Below are 17643 nucleotides of genomic sequence, written 5' to 3' on the forward strand. Positions count from 1 at the left end.
GGTCGTCGCCGCGCGCCGCTGGGCACCCCACGATCCGCCGCGCCGCAGCCGTCCGACTTGTCCGGCCGGGTAGGTGGTTGTCCCGCCGACCTGCGATGCTGCCGATGGCGATTCGCACCGGGAGCGGTTCGCACGGGAGGCATCGGTGACGACCGGCGAGGTTCTCTGGGCGCTGCGCGCCGAGTGCCCGATCCCACCCCGACTCTCGCCGCACGCCGACCGGGTCCAGCAGTGGCTCGTCGGCATCCTGCCCGAGCTGGGCATGCCGCTGGACGACGCCGCGCTGCACCGGCTGGCCCGGGGCGGCTTCGCCCGGTACGCGGGGCGGCTCTACCCGGATGCCAGCGAAGCCGACCTGCGGGTGCTGACGGCCCTCTTCACCTGGTTCTTCCTCGTCGACGACGCCTGCGACGGCCCACACCGGCTCAGCCCGGCGCAGATCCGGGCGCTGCGCGACGGAACGTTGGCGCTGCTGCACGACGGTCCCCGCCTCCGGCACGCTGGGTTGACCGGGCCGCTGCGGCGACTGCTGGTGCTGGCGTGGCGGGAACCGCGCAGACGGATGCCGTTCCGGTGGCGGCTGCGCTTCGCCGACGCGGTGGGCCGGCACCTCGACGGCACCTGGCGGGAGGCGGCCAACAAGGAGGCCACCGTCCGACCCAGCGTGGACGAGTACGTCGAGCTGCGGCGGGCCACTTCGGCGGCCGAGGTGTCGTATCCGCTGGTGGAGTTCGTCGGCGGCCGGCCCCTGCCCGATCCCGTCTACCACCATCCGCTGCTGCGCCAGATCGCCCGCACCGGCAACGACCTGCTCTCCTGGTACAACGACCTGGCCTCGCTGGAGAAGGACCGGGCCACCTCGGGCGGGCACAACCTGGTCCTGGCGACACAGGTCGAGTGGGGCGTGTCGTCGGACGAGGCGGTGCGGCGGGTGGCCGAGCGCTGGCGCGAGTCGATGCGACGGTTCGTGGCGCTCCGCGCCGCCGTGCCGTCGTTCGGGCCGGCGTTGGACAAGGCCGTCACCGACCATCTCGACGGGGTCGCGTACGCCGTGCGCGGCACCATCGACTGGACCCTGGAGAGCGGCCGCTACCCGACGGCCGCCAGACCCTAGGGGCGCAGGTCGAGGCGGATCACCAGGTCGAGCAGGGCGAACACGAACAGCGCGATGCCGACGAACCCGTTGGCGGTGAAGAACGCCCGGTTGACCTTGCTGAGGTCGGTCGGGCTGACCACCAGGTGCTGGTAGGCGAACGCCACCGCGGTCAGCGCCAGGCCGACCCACCACAGCCAGCCGAACCCGATCAGCGCCCCGAACCACACGAACAGCCCGAAGGTGACCACGTGCGCGAGCGTCGAGGCGTGCAGCGCGAAGCGGCGCCCGTACCGGGCGGGCACGCTGTGCACGCCGATCCGCTGGTCGATCTCGGAGTCCTGGCAGGCGTAGATCAGGTCGAAGCCGCCGATCCAGAGCCCGACCGCCGCGCCGAGCACCCAGGCCGGCCCGGAGCCGTCCAGGGTGCCGGTGACCGCGAGCCAGGCGCCGACCGGGCCGACCGCCTGGGCGATGGCGAGGATGGCGTGCGGCCAGTTGGTGAACCGCTTGCCGTACGGGTAGACGACCAGCGGCACCACGGCGAGCGGCGCGAGCACCAGGCAGAGCGGGTTGAGCAGCGCGGCGGCGGCGAGGAACACCACGAGCGCGACGGCCGCGCCGGTCCAGGCCGTCCGCACGCTCACCGCCCCGGTGACCAGTTCCCGTCCGGCGGTACGGGGGTTCCGCGCGTCGATCCGCCGGTCGAGGATGCGGTTGGCGGCCATCGCGAACGTCCGCGCCCCGACCATCGCCACGGTGATCAGCAGCAGGTCGAGCCAGCGAACCCCGCCGCCGTCGACCTGCATGGCGGTCAGCGCGGACAGGTACGCGAAGGGGAGCGCGAACACGGAGTGCTCGATGGTGACGAGCTTGAGGAAGGACTTGACCCGGCCCGGCTTCTCCACCGGTGCGTCGAGAACGGCCATCAGATCCCGTACTCCTTCCAGCGCTTGTCGACCAGGGCGGTGACCTCGGGGGCCATGGTCATCTCCTCCGGCCAGCCGCGGGTGTAGCCCTCTGCCGGCAGCTTGCGGGTCGCGTCCACGCCCACCTTGCCGCCCCAGAACTGCTGGTACGACGAGTGGTCGAGGTGGTCCACCGGGCCCTCGGTGAGCAGCAGGTCCCGCGCGTAGTCGACGTTGCCGAAGGCGCGGAAGGCGACCTCGTTGTAGTCGTGCACGTCGCAGTCCTCGTCGACGATCACGATGAGCTTGGTGAGCGACATGAGGTGTGCGCCCCAGATCGCGTTCATGACCTTCTGCGCGTGCTTCGGGTAGCGCTTGCGGATCGACACGATCGCGCAGTTGTGGAACACCCCGGCGGCCGGCAGGTCGTAGTCGACGATGTCCGGGATCAGCAGCTTGAGCAGCGGCTGGAAGATCCGCTCAGTGGCCTTGCCGAGGCCGTGGTCCTCCTGCGGCGGCTTCGAGGTGATGATCGAGTGGTAGACCGGGTTCCGCTGCATGGTCATGGCCTCGATGTGCAGCACCGGGAACGGCTCGACCGGCGTGTAGAAGCCGGTGTGGTCGCCGAACGGCCCCTCGGGCAGCCGCTCGCCGGGCTCGAGGTAGCCCTCCAGCACGATCTGGGCGTGCGCCGGCACCTGCAACGGCACGGTGAGGCAGTCGACCATCTCCACCCGCTCGCCGCGCAGGAACCCGGCGAACAGGTACTCGTCGATGTCGCTGGGCAGCGGCGCGCTGGCCGCGTACGAGACGACGGGGTCGCAGCCGATCGCGACCGCGACCGGCAGGCGCTGCCCGAGCCGTTCGGCGACCGCGTGGTGGGCGGTGGAGTCCTTGTGGATCTGCCAGTGCATGCCGAGGGTGTTGCGGCCGTGCTGCTGGAGCCGGTAGAGGCCCAGGTTGCGCTTGCCGGTCTCCGGGTGCTTGGTGTGGGTCAGCCCGTAGTTGTGGAAGATCCCGCCGTCGCCGGGCCACACCTGCAGCCCCGGCAGCCGGCCCAGGTCGACGTCGTCGCCCCGGTAGACGACCTCCTGGCAGGGCGCGGTCTTGACCTTGCGCGGGGGCACCGACTTGAGCTGCATGACCTTGCCAAGGCCCTCGCGGATGCCGGACCAGCCGACCGGCAGCTCCGGCTTGATCAACGCGCCGATCCGCGCGCCGACCTCGTCCAGCGAGTCGACGCCGAGGGCCATCGCCATCCGCTTCTCGGTGCCGAACAGGTTGATCGCCACCGGCATCTCACCCCGGGTGGGGTGCTCGAACAGCAACGCCGGCCCGCCGGCGCGCACCGTGCGGGTGACCACCTCGCTGATCTCCAGGGTCGGGTCGACGGGGACGTCGACCCGAATCAGCTCCCCCGCGCGCTCCAGCGCCGCGAGGAAGTCCTTGAGATCGGTGTACGGGAAGCCACGAGCCATGTCGCCCAGTCTCCCGCACCGGGTGCGGCGCGGCCCACGCCGGGTGCTGTGAGACCCGCGACGACCCGCGACGACCCCGGCGAGCCCGACCTGCCCGGCGAGCCCGGCGACCCCCGGCCGGCCCGGTTGATCCACTCCTGTTTCCGGAAGTCGGGGTGTCCAGCGGCCTGGGACAGCCCGACTTCCGGAAACCCGAGTCGATCAACTTTCCAGCGCAGCGCGCGCAGGCATGGCCGTCGGTCGAGCGGGTAGCCGGGCAGCCGGCAGACGGGGGCGGCGGATGGCTGGCGATCGGGTTCCGGCGGGGTTCACCGAGCAACGGGCACGGGTCGGTCGGATGACCATGAACTATGTCCGGGGTGGCAGCGGCCCACCGCTGGTGCTGCTACACGGGTACCCGCAGTGTTGGTACATGTGGCGGCACCTGCTGCCCGAGTTGGGGCGATCCTTCGAGGTGGTCGCGCCCGACCTGCGCGGTTTCGGGGACAGCGACGCCCCGGCCGACGGGTACGACAAGAAGACCGTCGCCGCCGACCTGCACGGCCTGCTGGACCAACTCGGCCTGATCGGTGACCTGCGAGTGGTCGGGCACGACCTGGGGACGATGGTGGCGTACGCGTACGCCGCCGCCCATCCCGACCGGGTGAGCCGGTTGGCGCTCACCGAGGCGCCGATCCCCGACGAGAGCATCTACACGTTCCCGGCGCTCACCGCGGCCGGGCCGGCGGTGTGGAACTTCGGCTTCTTCACGCTCGACAACGGGCTGCCGGAGGAGCTGGTCCGTGGGCGGGAGTCGCTCTGGGTGGACCGGTTCACCGACGCCCTGATGGTGCACAAGGGCAGCATCGCCGCGCCGGACATCGAGGAGTTCGCCGGCCACCTGCGCGACCCGGCGCACCTGCGGGCGAGCTTCGCCCACTTCCGGGCGTTCGACCGGGACATCGCCGACAACGCGACGTACCGGGCCACGAAGCTCACCATGCCGGTGCTGGCCGTCGGCGCGTCGGCCAGCCTCGGCGGTCAGGTCGCCGAGCAGGTACGCCGGTACGCCGACACCGTTCGCGGCGAGGTGATCGACGACTGCGGGCACTGGCTGTACGAGGAGCGCCCGGACGAGATGCTCGCCCTGCTGCGCGACTTCCTCGCGGCCTGAGCCCGAGCCCCGGGGTAGGTCAGCGGGCGCGGGCCAGGCGGCCTGAGCCCGAGCCCCGGGGTAGGTCAGGGGGTGCGGGCCAGCTCGACGAAGGCACGCCAGGCGGCCGGGCTGAAGGTAAGCACGCCGCCGTCGGGGTCCTTCGAGTCGCGGACGTGCACCCGGCCGGGCAGGTTGTCGGCGACCTCGACGCAGGCGCCGCTGTTGTTGCCGCTGCGGGTGGACTTGCGCCAGTGGGCTCCGGTCAGATCCATGGCTTCACGATCTCCTCGAGCAGGTCGATGGACTGCTGCCGGGGCAGCGCGTCGCTGCGCAGACTCTCCCACCTTCCGAGCAGGGTCGCCACCTCGTTGTTCTCGTCGACGGCGGTGCCGCCGGTCTGGTTGTCGAGGAAGCCGAGCCAACTGCCGTCGGCGGTGCGGCCGAGGATGAACGGCCCGAACATGCCGGCGTGCAACCCGACCGCCTGGGGCAGTACGTGCACCCGGATGTGGGGGCGGCGGGCACACGCCACCAGGTGCCGGAGCTGGCCGGCCAGCACACCGGCGCAGCCCTCCGCGAAGCGTCGCAGGGCGGCCTCGTCGATCACGGCGGTGAGCTGCGGCGGGTGCTCCCGATCCAGGATCGTCTGCCGTTCCAGCCGGGCGGCCACCAGCTCCTCCACCCGCTCGGCGGTGAGCCCCAGATCGAGCCGGAACACCGCGCGGGCGTAGTCGGCGGTCTGCAACAGCCCGGGAACCATCGTCGCTTCGAAGCACCGCAACTGGGTGGCCACCCGCTCGACCTCCAACCAGGGGCGGAACCACACCGGCTCGGCGTGCCGGCGACCCAGCTCGCGGAGCGAGACCAGCAGGCCGCCGGTGTCGAGCACCTCGTCGGCCCGGGTCAGGTACGCCAGGTTGGGCACCGTCTGGCCCACCTCGACCGACGACACCATGGACGGTGAGTAGTGCGCCCGTTTGCCGTACTCCTCCTGGCTGAGCCCGGCCGCGAGCCGGGACCGCCGGAGCTGGTCTCTGATCATCTCCGCTGTGGACAGTGTCGTGGTCACCGCGCCTCACCTTCCGCTGCCGAACAGGGTCACATCGGCCCTTCTGGCGCAAGGTAGCGAAACCGCGACCCTGAGTCAGCCCTCTACCGGCATGTTGCGGTAACGCGGTTCGGTCAGGCGGCCGGGGTCCAGGCGTGAGCGGCCAGTGGCGGGTCGAGCGGCGCGCGGGTGAGCCGGTTGGCGAAGGTGGACATGGTGTACGCCCCGACGCCGAGCACCACGTCCAGCGCCTGCCGGGGCTGGTAGCCGGCGGCCAGGAAGGCCTCCAGCTCCTCGTCGGGCACCGCGCCCCGGTGCTTGAGCACGGCCAGCGTGAACTGGCGCAGCGCTTCCAGTCGCGGCTCGGGCAGGGCGGTGTTGGCGCGCATCGCGGCGATCAGCTCGGCGGAGGCACCGAGTCGGGTCAGCGTGCCGGTGTGCAGGGCGACGGTGATGTGGCATTCGTTTGCGGTGGCCACCGCGAGGACGACCACCTCCCGCTCCAGCGGCGGGAGGTCGGTCTGCTCGAAGCCCGCGTTCGCGGCGAGGAAACCGGCGAGCAACTGGGGTGACTCGGCCATCAGCGCCACCGGGGCGGGCAGGAAGCCGAAGCGGTCGCGTACCCCCTCGATGGTCGGATGCGCGGCGGGCGGTGCGGTCTCGGCGGTGTGGGCGGTGAAGACGGACATGGGCGCCTGCCTTAAGATAGTCAACGTGGTTGACGAAATAGTAAACGTGGTTGTCCAACGTGGCAAGCCCTGAGCCGACCCGGCCCGGCTTCCAGCTCCCGCTGCTGCTGCTGGCCGGCTTCCGCACGCTGATCGACGACCTGCACGCCGAACTGGCTCGCGAGGGGCATCCCGACCTGCGCCCGCTCCATGGGTTCGTGCTCCAGGCCGTGGGCATCGACGGCACCACCGCCAGCGAGCTGGGGCAACGACTGGGCATCTCCAAGCAGGCCGCCGGCAAGACCGTCGACCGGCTGGTCGCCGTCGGCTATCTGGAACGGGTCGACGACCCCGCCGACGCCCGCCGACGGCTGGTCCGGATGACACCGCGCGGCGTCGACGGGCTCCGTCGCTCGGCCGAGATCTTCGATCGACTACGGGAACGCTGGGCCGCGACCCTGGGCCAGGATCGCGTGGCCGCGATCGAGGACGACCTGAGCACGATGGCCGCCACCAACTGGTTCCGCCTCGACATGCCGGGCTGGTTCGGCGGCTGACTCAGATCGACAACCGGTGATCACGCCAGGACCGATCGACTGATCGAAAACTGTCATAGGTGATCCCTAGGATCAGGGGTGCCGGTCGGGCTGAAGTGACGCCGACCGGTCCCCCTCACCAAGGAGATCGATGAGATCTGTGCGTGTTTCACGGGGCAGGCTCCTGCGCGGCTTCACCGCGCTCATCGTGGGCGCCGCGACGGTCGGTGTGGCCGCCACGCCGGCCCTGGCGCAGGACGATCCCGGTTGGGTCGAGGCCCAGCTCTACGACGCCACCGTCGGTGCCCCGGGCGCTCCCGCTCGGACGGTTCCGCTGACCCTCACCAGCACGGGCGCGACCCAACCGCGGGTGACCCTCGACCTGGGCGGCCTGGCCGGCGTCGCCACCGCCACCTTCCCCGCCGCATGTGTCACCGAGGGCACATCGGTCACCTGCCCGATGCCGGCCGACGCCACCGAGGAGTTCGGCACCGTCACCGGCACCGTGCCAGTCGTGTTCCGGGCCGCGCCCGGGGCGGCCGACGGGGCGACCGGCGCCATCGCCTACACGGCGCTCGGCGAGCAGACCGAGCCGTCCACCCAGCAGGCGACGCTGACCGTGCGGTCCGGGCCCGACCTGCTCGACATGGTCGACGAGCACGTCGACGGCGTCGACGTGGGTGACACGCGCGCCGCCCCGGTGGCCGTGGTCAATGCCGGCGACCAACCGGCCGTCGACCTGCGGCTCACCATGCGCTTCCCGGTGGGCCTCGTCCCGGCCACCTACCGCAACTGCCGCTACGGCACCGACCAGGTGCTCGCCACCGTGGTGGTCTGCACCGTACGGGGCACGTTCGCGCCCGGCCAGCGGCACGAGCTGCGCGGCGGGCTCGCCACCACGGTCGGCCCGGCCACCCTCGGCGACAAGCGGATCACCCAGATCGTGGAGCCGCTGGCGACCGCCGGCCCTCTCCCGAGCGGTGTACGGCTCACGCGCCGCGAGGGCGACCAGGCACTGCGGCTCCGGCCGGTCGGAAAGCCGCTCGGCGTGATCCCGGTCGAGGTGGACGGCATCGGCGGGCAGACCTACCTGCGTGCGGTGCACGGCGCCTTCGACGTCGTCGCCCAGGGCGCCGCCATCACCGGTGCGGTCGGCGACACCGTCCAGGTCACCGTGGGCCTCCGTAACGAGGGGCCGGGCGTACCGGACGGCACGATCTCCGGCGACACGGTCGGCGCGTTCTACTTCACCCCGCCCGCCGGCGTCACCGTGGTGGGCAGCCCGCGCTGCTGGCAGACCGGCAGTGAGGAGGAGGAGAACGGCGACGACGCCCCGAAGACCTGGTACTGCGACGGAGGGAGGGCCGTGTTCACCGCTGGGACCAGCAACACGGTCACCTTCGACCTGCGGATCGACAGCCTCTCCGGGACGCCCGGCGAGGTCCAGCGATACGGCAGCTTCCCGCGGGTGGACGACAACCCGACCAACGACGTCGCCCCGGTCAGCGTGAGCTGACCACACGCACCATGACGACGCGGGCCGGTCACGGACGATTCCGTGGCCGGCCCGCGCTGCGTTGTCAGGTCAGTTCAGCCCGCCGTACGAGTGCAGGCCGGTGAAGAAGATGTTCACGCCGAACAGGTTCATCAGCATGGTGAGGAAGCCGAGCACGGCGATCCAGGTGGCCACGTTGCGCTTCACGCTGGGCGTGGCCCGCGCGTGCAGGTAGCCGGCGTAGACCACCCAGGAGATGAACGCCCAGGTCTCCTTCGGGTCCCAGCCCCACGGCCGACCCCAGGCGGCCTCGGCCCAGATCGCGCCGGCGATCACCGCGAACGTGAAGATCGGGAAGGCGAACGCGTGCAGCGCGAACGTCAGCCGCTCCAGGCTCACCGCGGCGGGCAGCCGCTTCGCGAGGGTGTACGGGAAGCTCCGCTTGCCCTGCTCGTACCCGTTGCGCATGAGGAAGCCGACGGCCGGCACCGCGCCGAGCAGGAAGATGCCGGACGCGAAGACGATGGTCGACACGTGGATGACGAACCAGTACGAGTTCAGCGCCGGCACCAGCGGCACGATCGGCACGTACAGGACCAGCTCGGCGGTGGCCACCAGCAGCACCATGACCAGGGTGAGGAACAGCCCGAGCTTGCGCAGCGACGGCCGCTTCCAGAGCACCACCAGCCAGGCCGCGACCCCGATGAACGTCACCGTGAGCACGAATTCGTACATGTTGCCCCACGGCATGCGGTCGGCCGCGAGACCACGGGTGACCAGCGCCGCGAGGTGCAGTACGGCGGCGAGCGCGGTGGCCGCCACGGCGACCAGCCCGGCGATCCGCGCCCGGTTGGCCGAGCCGTCGACGGTCGGTGGTGCCGACGCGGGCGGCTCCGGGATGACGCCACCGCCACCGCCGACCCCCGCCCCCACCAGCTCGCGGGTGGGCGACGCCACGGCGGCCCGGGTACGCGCGTTGCCCAACGCGTACTCGACGGCGTGGCTGATCATCGCGATCAGATACGTCAGGATCGCGAAGGTCACCAGATTGTCGGAGAGCGCGGACATCACTCGGTCCCTTCTCGCACACCGGCCGGGCCACCGGATTCGGTGTCGGCACCGGCCCGCTCAGCCGCCCGTTCGTCCCCGTTCACGGCGGCGACCAACTGGGCGAACTCGTCGGCGAACCCTGGATAGTCGGTGCGCGGCAACCCACCGGCCTCCATCAAGCTACTACCGCCTGTCGGAGATCCATCAGCGGGGTCGGCCGGCAGCACCCGGAACCACACCCGGCGACGCCGCCCGAACAGCGAGCCCATCAGCCCGACCAGCAGCACACCGCAGCTCACCAGCAGCGGCGTCGAGCCGGGGTCGTGCCGGACGGAGAGCGTCACGTACCGCTCGGTGCCGAGGAACTCGACCGTGGTGCCGTCGTCAAGCGTCCACTTCTCGCCCTTGCGGAGCAGCTTGCTGCCAACTTCCTTGACCTTGCCGTTGCGCACCTGCCGCTGGTCGAGCTGGTAGACCGAGCCGGGGATGCCGGCGTCCATGCCGAGGTTGCCCCGGTAGGCGACCAGGTTCAGCGCCGGGTTGCGCTCGGTCGGGTACTCGGAGCGGACGAACGGCGGCTGCTGCGGCGCCGTGGGCAGGTAGATGCCGGTGAACGCCATCTGCTCACCCGGCACCCGCTTGCCGGTCGCCGGATCGACGTTCGCGTCCGGGAAGGCGGCCAGCCCTTCGCTGGTCAGGCCCATGTCACCGGTGGTCAGGAACGGTTCGTCACTGACCTGGCTGTTGCCGTACCGGTCGGTGTAGCGAATCACCGGGGCGTACCCGTGGCCGAGCAGGTAGACGCTCGCGTCGGCGAGGCGCAGCGGCGAGTTGACCGAGAAGTCCGCGCTGCGGGTCGGCTCGTCGGGGCCGTCCACGGTCACCCGGGCGTTGAAGAACTCCGGCTGACCGGACGGCAGGAACCGGGCCTGGAAGTCGTCCAGCCGCAGGCAGAAGCGGGGCAGGTCGGCGGTGTCGACGCGGGGGCCGAGCTTGGCCTCGGCGTACTGCTGGCGCGTGTTGCAGAACGCGTTGTCCGCGCCCGCCACCAGCAGGCGGTTGCCGCTCCACCCGTACCAGGAGCCGAGCGCGACGCCGATCAGCACCGCGATGAGCGAGGTGTGGAACAGCAGGTTGCCGGTCTCCTTGAGGTAGCCCTTCTCGGCGGAGACCTCATTGCCGCGTACCTCGACCCGCCAACGGCGCTTGCGCAGCACCTCGGCGACCGCGTCCACGCCGCCGGCCGGGGCGGGCAGCGTGGTGTGCTGCGGCAGCCGGGCCATCCGCCTGGGCGCGACCGGTGGCCGGGACCGCAGCGCCCGGAAGTGGTCGCGCAGGCGGGGCGTGATGCAGCCGATCAGCGACGTGAACAGCAGCAGGTAGATGGCGGAGAACCAGACCGAGCCGAAAACCTCGAACGCGCCGATCCGGTCCAGCCGGGGCGCCCAGTCCGGGTGGTCGACGAAGTACTGGTTGACCTTCTCCGGGCTGATCCCGCGCTGCGGCAGCACCGATCCGGGGATCGCGGCGATCGCCAGCAGGAAGAGCAGGATCAGGGCCGTACGCATGCTGGTGAGCTGCCGCCATGAGTTGCGCAGCAGGGCCAGCAGCCGGCTGGGCCGGCGGCGCGGCGCCGGGGCCTCGGCCTCCGGGCGCTCGTCGACGACCGTCATATGCTCACCTCGCCCACCCCGACGGTGGTCTGCAACCAGATCACGAAGCTCTGCCATCCACCGGTGACCAGCGCCAGGCCGATCAGGATGAGCAGCGCGCCGCCGACCCGGGTGACCCAGCGGCTGTTGCGCCGGATGGCGCGGAAGACCCCGAGCAGGCGTTCGAAGCCCAGCCCGAAGACGACGAACGGTATCCCCAACCCGAGGCAGTACGCCACGGCGAGCACCACGGCCCGGTCGCTCTGACCGCTGGTGGCCGCCATGCCCATCACCGCGCCGAGCGTCGGGCCGGTGCACGGCACCCAGCTGAGCGCGAACACCGCGCCGAAGACCGGTGCGCCGAGCAGGCCGGCCGACGGCAGGCGGGAGATCCGGAACTCGCGTTGCAGCGCCGGAATCATCCCGAGATAGCCCAGGCCAAGCACGATGATCAGCACGCCGACGACGATCTCCAACTGCCGCTCGTAGTCGAAGAAGACCCGACCGATGCCGGCGAACAGGATCGCGGTGGCCACGAAGACCACGGTGAAGCCGGCGATGAAGAGCAGCGTCCCGGCGAGCACCCGGCCCTTGACCGCGGCCGTCGTGGTCCGCTCGCGTACGGCGACGCCTCCACCACCGTCGGCCGAGGCGTTAGGAAGGGCCCCTTCCTCTACCTCAGGCGTTAATAAGGTGCCCTTCCTTGCGTGGCCCTCCAGGTCGGCGCCGGCTAGTCCGGTGACGTACGACAGGTAGCCCGGCACCAGCGGCAGCACGCACGGAGACAGGAAGCTCACCAAACCGGCGAGCGCCGCCGCGCCGATGGCGAGCACCAGCGGCCCGCTCTGGGCCAGCTCCTTGAACGTCTCGCCCATCAGTTCGACGCCGGCTTCTCAGCCGCGATCTCGTCCACGATCGGCCGCAGCTCGTCCTGGGTCACCGCACGGCGGATCACCGAGGCGACCCGTCCATCCCGGTCGAGCACCACGGTCGCCGGGACGGTGTTCGGCGGGATGTCCAGGCCGAGCGCCAACCGGCTGGCCGGGTCGAAGAGGCTCGGATAGGTGACCCGGCCCTCTTCGAACGCCTTGGCCTTGTCCCGCGAATCCTGCACGTTGATGCCGAGGAAGGTCACCCCGGAGCCCTTGGTGGCCTGGTAGACGGCTTCCAGGTCGTCGGCCTCGGCCCGGCAGGGCGCACACCAGGAGCCCCAGAAGTTGACCACCACGACCTGGCCCCGGGCCTGGGTGACGTCGTAGTTGCCGCCGAGGAGCAGCTCCCCGCCGAGCTTCGGAGGAGCCGAGCGCTGATCGGGCGCGCACTCGATGATGCCGCCGGAGGTGGTCGAGCAGGTCTTCTCCTGCCCCTTCGCCGACGTACAGCCGGCCAGCGCCACCGTGGCGACGGCAGCGAGCAGAGCGGCGGTCCACCTCCGGGCGGTCATCAGGCCCCCTTGGCCGTCCGGGCTGTCGCGGAGAGAGCGACGAGGTGCGCGGCCGGCTCGCTGTAGCCGATGCCCACCACCTTCGCGTCGTCGAAGTGGAACGACGTGAGGCTCGCGAGCCCGCACTGGCGCTTGCGCGGGTCGTGCCAGAGTCGCTTGCGCTCGACGTAACGACGCAGGGTCCAGATCGGGAGCTGGTGCGACACCAGCACCGCCTCGCGCCCCTCGGCGGCGACCCGGGCGGCGTGCACGGCCGCGAACATCCGCTCGGCGATCACCCGGTACGCCTCACCCCAGGACGGCGTCACCGGGTCGCGCAGCACCCACCAGTTGCGCGGGTCGCGGAACGACCCGTCGCCCGGGGAGACCTTCTTGCCCTCGAACCAGTTGGCGCTCTCGATCAGCCGCTCGTCCACCCCGACCGGCAGCCCGAACTGGGCGGCGATGGGCTCGGCGGTCTGCTGGGCGCGCTCCAACGGACTGGCCACCACGTGCACGATCTCCCGCTCGGCGAGACCCTGCGCGGCGGCCTTGGCCATCTGCACACCCAGCTCGGAGAGGCGGAAACCGGGCAGCCGCCCGTACAGGATCTGGTCGGGGTTGTGCACCTCGCCGTGCCGGAGCACGTGGACCACCGTCTTCGCCACTGCTTGTTACCCCCCGTGACCAGCGGCTGCCGCCGCGTTCGCCGCCGTCGGCAGCGCGGCGGCGATGTGCTCCAGAGCGGCGTCGTCGATCGCCGCCGACACGAACCACGACTCGAACGCGCTCGGCGGCAGGTAGACGCCGGCGGCGAGCATCGAGTGGAAGAACGCCTTGAACGCCGGCACCTGCTGGGTGCGCGCGCTGTCGTAGTCGACCACGTCGGCGTCCGTGAAGAAGATGGAGAACATGCTGCCCGCGTACGACAGGAAGTGCGGGACCCCGGCGGCGGCCAGCGCGTCGGACGCCAGCTTGCCCACGACGGCGGCCGTGTCGTCGAGCTTGCGGTAGAGCGCGTCGTCGGCGAGCCGCAGGGTCGCCAGACCGGCGGCGCAGGCCAGCGGGTTACCGGAGAGCGTCCCGGCCTGGTAGACCGGGCCGGCCGGCGCGAGACGCGCCATGATGTCCGCGCGCCCGCCGAACGCCGCGGCGGGCAGGCCACCACCCATGACCTTGCCGTACGTCCACAGGTCCGCGTCGGAAGCGTCGAGGCCGTGCCACCCGGCGCGGGAGACCCGGAACCCGGTCATCACCTCGTCGACGACGAGCAGCGCGCCGTGCGCGTGGGCGATCCGGGCGAGCTGCTGGTTGAAGCCGTCGCGGGGGGCCACCACGCCCATGTTGCCGGCGGCGGCCTCGGTGATCACGGCGGCGATGTGCGGGCCCTCGGCGGCGAACGCCTCCTCGACGGCCCGGATGTCGTTGTACGGCAGCACGATCGTCTCGCTGGCCGCCGCGCCGGTGACGCCCGGCGAGTCGGGCAGGCCGAGGGTCGCCACGCCGGAACCGGCGGAGGCGAGCAGCGCGTCGACGTGACCGTGATAGCAACCCGCGAACTTGACGATCTTGGAGCGGCCGGTGAAGCCACGGGCCAGCCGGATCGCCGACATGGTCGCCTCGGTGCCGGAGTTGACCAGGCGGACCTGCTCCACCGGCGTCCGGTCGACGATCTCGGCGGCCAACTCCACCTCGCCCGGCGTGGGCGTGCCGAAGCTGGTGCCCCGGGCGGCGGCCGTCTGCACGGCGTCCACCACCTCCGGGTGGGCGTGCCCGAGGATCAGCGGACCCCACGAGCACACCAGGTCGACGTAGCGGCGACCGTCGGCGTCGTACAGCCACGGGCCCTCACCACGGACCATGAAGCGCGGGGTGCCGCCAACGGCCTGGAAGGCGCGCACGGGGGAGTTGACCCCGCCGGGCACGATGGCGCGGGCGCGGTCGAACAGGGCCTCGGAGGCCGGCGCGTCGGCCGGGTAGCGGCCAGATCCGGCGGAAACGATGTCGGTCACGATGCCGCCATTGTGTCAGCGCCGGACGGTCAACCAGCAGCCACCCCGGGCGAGGGTTACCGGGCTCACCCAGCTCCGGTGCCCGATGGGCCGGCTCGTCGCCTCGACAGGCCGGGTCGGCTGGATCGCGCTAGGCTGACCGAGTGGATCGTGCCGAACTGTCCATCACGCTACACCGGACGGGTGACGAAGCAGTGCTTCGCCTGGCCGGTGAGATCGACATGCTCACGGCCGCCCAGCTCAGCACCGTGGTCAACGAGGTGCTGGCCGATCCGCCCCCGCGGATCGTGCTCGACCTCGGCGGCGTCACCTTCTGCGACTCGCAGGGCCTGGGCACGCTCGTGGTGCTCAGCCGCAAGGCCAGCCACGCGCAGAGCCTGCTGATGCTCACCCACGTCGGTGACTTCCTGATCCGCGTCCTGGACATCACCGGCCTACGCAGCGCCCTGATGATCAAAAACGACCAACCCACCGGCTAACCCCACCCCCCTCCGGCCCCCCGGACCCCCGGACATCCCTGTTGATCAAGAGGTTTGCGTCAGAAATCGCGCTTCCGCTGACGCAAACCTCTTGATCAACGCGCGCTTCAGGGGGTGGGGATGTCTCGGGTTTGGAAGGTCTTCAGGGCCAGGGTTAACAGGGTGGCTGCTGCTGCGCTCAGGGCCAGCAGGGGGAGCGCTGTCCAGTTGTCGTTCAGGACCTGGGGGGTGTGGCTGAACGGGGAGATGTCCAGGACCCATTGGCTCAGGTCCAGGATCGCGCCGATCTGACCCAGCAGCAGGCAGCCGGCGAGCACCGCCCAGGCCGCCCACGAGAACCGGGGCAGCCAGCCCACCAGCAGCGCCGTCAGCCCCGCGAGGACCCACGCCGCCGGAACCTGGACCAGCCCCACGCCGAGCATCCGGGGCACCTCGCCGCCGACGTCACCGACGCTGAGGCCGTACGACAGTCCCGTCGCCGCCCCCGTCACGGCTAGCACCACCACCGGGCCGAGCAGCGCGAAGGCCAGGTGCGCCGCCAGCCAGCGGACCCTGCTCACCGCCGTGGCGAGCAGCGGTTCGGCCCGCCCGGCCGTCTCCTCCGCCCGCGCCCGCAGCGCAGCCTGGATGCCGTACCCGGCGGCGGCCAGCGCGGTCAGGCTCAACGTGCTGCCGAGGTACGCCTCGGCCAACGTCGACGACCCACCCAGCCGGGCCAGCAGCTCGGCGACCTGCTCGTTGCCCTGCACCGCGTCGCCGGCCGCGTCCGCCGCGCCGCCGAGCACCAGACCGAGCAGCCCGAAGCCGATCGCCCAGCCGAGCAACTGGCCCCGGTGCAGCCGCCAGGCCAGGCCGAACGGTCCGGCCAGGGCGCCGCCCGCAGTCGCCGGACCGAGCCGGGGCGGCAGCACGCCGGCACCCACGTCCCGGCGTACCGAGACGGGGTACGCGACGAGCGCCACCGCCACACTGAACAGCACCGGCAGCAGCAGCACCCACCATCGCTCGCCGGCGAAGGCCCGCCCCCGGGGCGCCCAGCCGAGCGGGGAGATCCAGCTCAACCATTCGGCACGTCCGCCACTGCCACCGGAACCTCCGGCGTCGCCGCCGAGGCGCAGCGCGAACGCCAACCCGAGCACGCCCAGCCCGATGCCGCGCGCCCCGCCGGCGCTCTGGGTGAGCTGCGCGGCAAGGCCGCCGACCGTGGCGAAGGCGATGCCGGTCATGGCCACGCCGGCGCCGAAGAGCAGCGATCCGGCCCCAGGCAGGCCCGCCGCGACCAGGCCGCCGGCGATGAGCAGGCCGAGCAGCAGATTCGCGGCGTACGTGACCAGCAGCGCCGCGGTCAGCCCGGCGTACCGGCCGAGGACCGATGCGCCCAGCAACTCCCGCCGGCCGGCCTCCTCCTCGGTGCGGGTGTGTCGTACCACCGTCAGCACGCTCGCCAGGGCGGCGACCAGGGCGAACAGCCCGGCCCGCTGGACGGTGAGCGCGCCAGTGCTGTCGCCGTACACCGGACCGAGCAGCGCGACGATCGACGGGTTGCTCGCCGTGCCGGCCAGGTAGGCGGCCCGCTCGGCGGCGGTCGGATAGAGGCCGGTGTACGCGCCGGCGTAGCTGGCCGGCAGCACGGCCAGCGGAAGGATCCAGATGGGCAGCACGATCCGGTCCCGCCGCAGGATCAGGCGCACCAGGTGTCGGGTGCCGGTGAACGCGGTCATGATCCCACCTGCTCGGCCTGGTAGTGCCGCAGGAACAGCTCCTCCAACGTCGGCGGTTGGCTGACCAGGCTGCGTACGCCGATCTCGGTGAGCCGACGGAGCGCGCTGTCCAGCGCGGCGTCCTCCACGTCGAAGCGCACCCGCTGCCCGTCCACCCGCAGGTCGTGCACGCCGGTGAGCTGACCCAGCCCGTCCACCGGACCGGTCAGCTCGGCCTCGATCGAGGTGCGCCGCAGGTGCCGCAGTTCGCTCAGGGTGCCGGTCTCCACGTCCCGCCCGTTGCGGATGATCGTCACCCGGTCGCAGAGCGCCTCCACCTCGGCCAGGATGTGGCTGGAGAGCAGCACGGTGCGGCCGTCGGCTTTCGCCCGGCGTACCCAGTGCTGGAAGACCTCCTCCATGAGGGGGTCCAGGCCGGACGTCGGCTCGTCCAGGATGAGGAGTTCGGCATCCGACGCGAGGGCGGCCACCAGGCCGACCTTCTGCCGGTTGCCCTTGGAGTACGTCCGGCCCTTCTTGCGGGGATCCAGCTCGAAGGAGTCGAGCAGTTCGGCCCGGCGGGCCGGGTCGAGCCCGCCGCGCATCCGGCCGAGCAGGTCGATGACCTCGCCGCCGGAGAGGTTGGGCCAGAGCGTCACGTCGCCCGGCACGTACGCCAGCCGGCGGTGCAGGGCCACCGCGTCGCGCCACGGATCGCCCCCGAGCAGGCGGACGACCCCCGCGTCCGTCCGCAGCAGACCGAGGAGCGCCCGAATGGCCGTCGACTTGCCAGCGCCGTTCGGCCCGAGGAAGCCGTGCACCTCGCCGGCGCGGACAGTCAGGTCCAGACCGTCGAGCGCCCGGACGCGGCCGAAGGTCTTGACCAGGCCGGACACTTCAATCGGAGTTTCCATATATCGGAAGCTACACTCGTTTCACAAAGTTGTGAAGACAGTGTGAGCGGGG

At 71.6% G+C, this 17643-nt stretch carries 18 protein-coding genes; 5 read left to right on the forward strand and 13 right to left on the reverse strand.

What is annotated here, in order from left to right:
- Positions 1-145: 145 nt before the first annotated feature.
- Positions 146-1114: a terpene synthase gene (locus ABZ272_RS03455; RefSeq protein WP_355048304.1), complete on the forward strand. Its 969-nt coding sequence runs from the start codon at positions 146-148 to the stop codon at positions 1112-1114.
- Here the strand turns inward: ABZ272_RS03455 and mqnP are convergent.
- Both mqnP and ABZ272_RS03465 read right to left on the reverse strand, forming a co-directional pair.
- The gene (gene mqnP, locus ABZ272_RS03460; RefSeq protein WP_355048305.1) at positions 1111-2022 is read right to left on the reverse strand and encodes a menaquinone biosynthesis prenyltransferase MqnP; all 912 of its coding nucleotides are present in this window, start codon (positions 2020-2022) and stop codon (positions 1111-1113) included. The genes ABZ272_RS03455 and mqnP overlap by 4 nt on opposite strands.
- Entirely contained in the window at positions 2022-3479 is a 1458-nt protein-coding gene (locus ABZ272_RS03465; RefSeq protein WP_355048306.1) for a menaquinone biosynthesis decarboxylase, read from the reverse strand. The genes mqnP and ABZ272_RS03465 overlap by 1 nt, the downstream gene beginning before the upstream one ends.
- Positions 3480-3816: 337 nt before the next feature.
- Between ABZ272_RS03465 and ABZ272_RS03470 the strand changes: the two genes are divergently transcribed.
- On the forward strand, positions 3817-4632 hold the full coding sequence (locus tag ABZ272_RS03470) for an alpha/beta hydrolase (RefSeq protein WP_355048307.1): 816 nt from the start codon (positions 3817-3819) through the stop codon (positions 4630-4632).
- A gap of 65 nt (positions 4633-4697) precedes the next feature.
- On the opposite strand, the gene ABZ272_RS03475 is transcribed toward ABZ272_RS03470, so the two are convergent.
- The 3 genes from ABZ272_RS03475 to ABZ272_RS03485 all read right to left on the reverse strand — a co-directional run bounded on the left by ABZ272_RS03475 (position 4698) and on the right by ABZ272_RS03485 (position 6351).
- On the reverse strand, positions 4698-4886 hold the full coding sequence (locus tag ABZ272_RS03475) for a DUF397 domain-containing protein (protein ID WP_355048308.1): 189 nt from the start codon (positions 4884-4886) through the stop codon (positions 4698-4700).
- Positions 4877-5656 (reverse strand): helix-turn-helix transcriptional regulator, encoded by a 780-nt coding sequence (locus ABZ272_RS03480; protein ID WP_355048770.1) that lies wholly within the window; start codon positions 5654-5656, stop codon positions 4877-4879. Before ABZ272_RS03480 ends, ABZ272_RS03475 begins: the two co-directional genes overlap by 10 nt.
- A 140-nt stretch (positions 5657-5796) precedes the next feature.
- A complete protein-coding gene (locus tag ABZ272_RS03485; RefSeq protein ID WP_355048309.1) occupies positions 5797-6351 on the reverse strand; it encodes a carboxymuconolactone decarboxylase family protein in 555 nt (184 codons plus the stop codon).
- A 59-nt stretch (positions 6352-6410) separates the two neighbouring features.
- Between ABZ272_RS03485 and ABZ272_RS03490 the strand changes: the two genes are divergently transcribed.
- Both ABZ272_RS03490 and ABZ272_RS03495 read left to right on the forward strand, forming a co-directional pair.
- Positions 6411-6887 (forward strand): MarR family winged helix-turn-helix transcriptional regulator, encoded by a 477-nt coding sequence (locus ABZ272_RS03490; RefSeq protein WP_355048310.1) that lies wholly within the window; start codon positions 6411-6413, stop codon positions 6885-6887.
- Between the two features lie 130 nt (positions 6888-7017).
- Complete coding sequence (locus ABZ272_RS03495) at positions 7018-8382, forward strand: hypothetical protein (RefSeq protein WP_355048311.1); 1365 nt, start codon at positions 7018-7020, stop codon at positions 8380-8382.
- 69 nt (positions 8383-8451) lie between these two features.
- Here the strand turns inward: ABZ272_RS03495 and ccsB are convergent, their stop codons facing one another.
- From ccsB to hemL, 6 genes are read right to left on the reverse strand one after another with little or no spacing between them, the layout of a single operon-like run.
- Complete coding sequence (gene ccsB / locus ABZ272_RS03500) at positions 8452-9429, reverse strand: c-type cytochrome biogenesis protein CcsB (RefSeq protein WP_355048312.1); 978 nt, start codon at positions 9427-9429, stop codon at positions 8452-8454.
- On the reverse strand, positions 9429-11084 hold the full coding sequence (locus tag ABZ272_RS03505; RefSeq protein ID WP_355048313.1) for a cytochrome c biogenesis protein ResB: 1656 nt from the start codon (positions 11082-11084) through the stop codon (positions 9429-9431). Before ABZ272_RS03505 ends, ccsB begins: the two co-directional genes overlap by 1 nt.
- Positions 11081-11938 (reverse strand): cytochrome c biogenesis protein CcdA, encoded by an 858-nt coding sequence (locus ABZ272_RS03510; RefSeq protein WP_355048314.1) that lies wholly within the window; start codon positions 11936-11938, stop codon positions 11081-11083. Before ABZ272_RS03510 ends, ABZ272_RS03505 begins: the two co-directional genes overlap by 4 nt.
- Entirely contained in the window at positions 11938-12507 is a 570-nt protein-coding gene (locus ABZ272_RS03515; RefSeq protein WP_355048315.1) for a TlpA disulfide reductase family protein, read from the reverse strand. The genes ABZ272_RS03510 and ABZ272_RS03515 overlap by 1 nt, the downstream gene beginning before the upstream one ends.
- The gene (locus ABZ272_RS03520) at positions 12507-13154 is read right to left on the reverse strand and encodes a histidine phosphatase family protein (protein ID WP_355048316.1); all 648 of its coding nucleotides are present in this window, start codon (positions 13152-13154) and stop codon (positions 12507-12509) included. Before ABZ272_RS03520 ends, ABZ272_RS03515 begins: the two co-directional genes overlap by 1 nt.
- Positions 13155-13160: 6 nt before the next feature.
- A complete protein-coding gene (gene hemL, locus ABZ272_RS03525; protein WP_355048317.1) occupies positions 13161-14498 on the reverse strand; it encodes a glutamate-1-semialdehyde 2,1-aminomutase in 1338 nt (445 codons plus the stop codon).
- 143 nt (positions 14499-14641) lie between these two features.
- On the opposite strand from hemL, the gene ABZ272_RS03530 reads away from it, so the two are divergent.
- Complete coding sequence (locus ABZ272_RS03530; RefSeq protein ID WP_355048318.1) at positions 14642-14977, forward strand: STAS domain-containing protein; 336 nt, start codon at positions 14642-14644, stop codon at positions 14975-14977.
- A gap of 107 nt (positions 14978-15084) precedes the next feature.
- Here ABZ272_RS03530 and ABZ272_RS03535 read toward each other — a convergent pair whose 3' ends face one another.
- On the reverse strand, positions 15085-16698 hold the full coding sequence (locus ABZ272_RS03535) for an ABC transporter permease (RefSeq protein WP_355048319.1): 1614 nt from the start codon (positions 16696-16698) through the stop codon (positions 15085-15087).
- On the reverse strand, positions 16695-17591 hold the full coding sequence (locus ABZ272_RS03540; RefSeq protein WP_355048320.1) for an ABC transporter ATP-binding protein: 897 nt from the start codon (positions 17589-17591) through the stop codon (positions 16695-16697). Before ABZ272_RS03540 ends, ABZ272_RS03535 begins: the two co-directional genes overlap by 4 nt.
- Between the last annotated feature and the right edge of the window lie 52 nt (positions 17592-17643).

Source organism: Micromonospora sp. NPDC005979, from assembly GCF_040614415.1.
Taxonomy (GTDB): Bacteria; Actinomycetota; Actinomycetes; order Mycobacteriales; family Micromonosporaceae; genus Micromonospora.

Excerpts from the sequence above, each read along its gene's own strand:
- mqnP (WP_355048305.1), bottom strand. The coding sequence starts at position 2,022 with ATGGCCGTTCTCGACGCACCGGTGGAGAAGCCGGGCCGGGTCAAGTCC.
- ABZ272_RS03465 (WP_355048306.1), bottom strand. The coding sequence starts at position 3,479 with ATGGCTCGTGGCTTCCCGTACACCGATCTCAAGGACTTCCTCGCGGCG.
- ABZ272_RS03470 (WP_355048307.1), top strand. The coding sequence starts at position 3,817 with ATGACCATGAACTATGTCCGGGGTGGCAGCGGCCCACCGCTGGTGCTG.
- ABZ272_RS03475 (WP_355048308.1), bottom strand. The coding sequence starts at position 4,886 with ATGGATCTGACCGGAGCCCACTGGCGCAAGTCCACCCGCAGCGGCAAC.
- ABZ272_RS03480 (WP_355048770.1), bottom strand. The coding sequence starts at position 5,656 with ATGATCAGAGACCAGCTCCGGCGGTCCCGGCTCGCGGCCGGGCTCAGC.
- ABZ272_RS03485 (WP_355048309.1), bottom strand. The coding sequence starts at position 6,351 with ATGTCCGTCTTCACCGCCCACACCGCCGAGACCGCACCGCCCGCCGCG.
- ABZ272_RS03495 (WP_355048311.1), top strand. The coding sequence starts at position 7,018 with ATGAGATCTGTGCGTGTTTCACGGGGCAGGCTCCTGCGCGGCTTCACC.
- ccsB (WP_355048312.1), bottom strand. The coding sequence starts at position 9,429 with ATGTCCGCGCTCTCCGACAATCTGGTGACCTTCGCGATCCTGACGTAT.
- ABZ272_RS03505 (WP_355048313.1), bottom strand. The coding sequence starts at position 11,084 with ATGACGGTCGTCGACGAGCGCCCGGAGGCCGAGGCCCCGGCGCCGCGC.
- ABZ272_RS03510 (WP_355048314.1), bottom strand. The coding sequence starts at position 11,938 with ATGGGCGAGACGTTCAAGGAGCTGGCCCAGAGCGGGCCGCTGGTGCTC.
- ABZ272_RS03515 (WP_355048315.1), bottom strand. The coding sequence starts at position 12,507 with ATGACCGCCCGGAGGTGGACCGCCGCTCTGCTCGCTGCCGTCGCCACG.
- ABZ272_RS03535 (WP_355048319.1), bottom strand. The coding sequence starts at position 16,698 with ATGACCGCGTTCACCGGCACCCGACACCTGGTGCGCCTGATCCTGCGG.
- ABZ272_RS03540 (WP_355048320.1), bottom strand. The coding sequence starts at position 17,591 with ATGGAAACTCCGATTGAAGTGTCCGGCCTGGTCAAGACCTTCGGCCGC.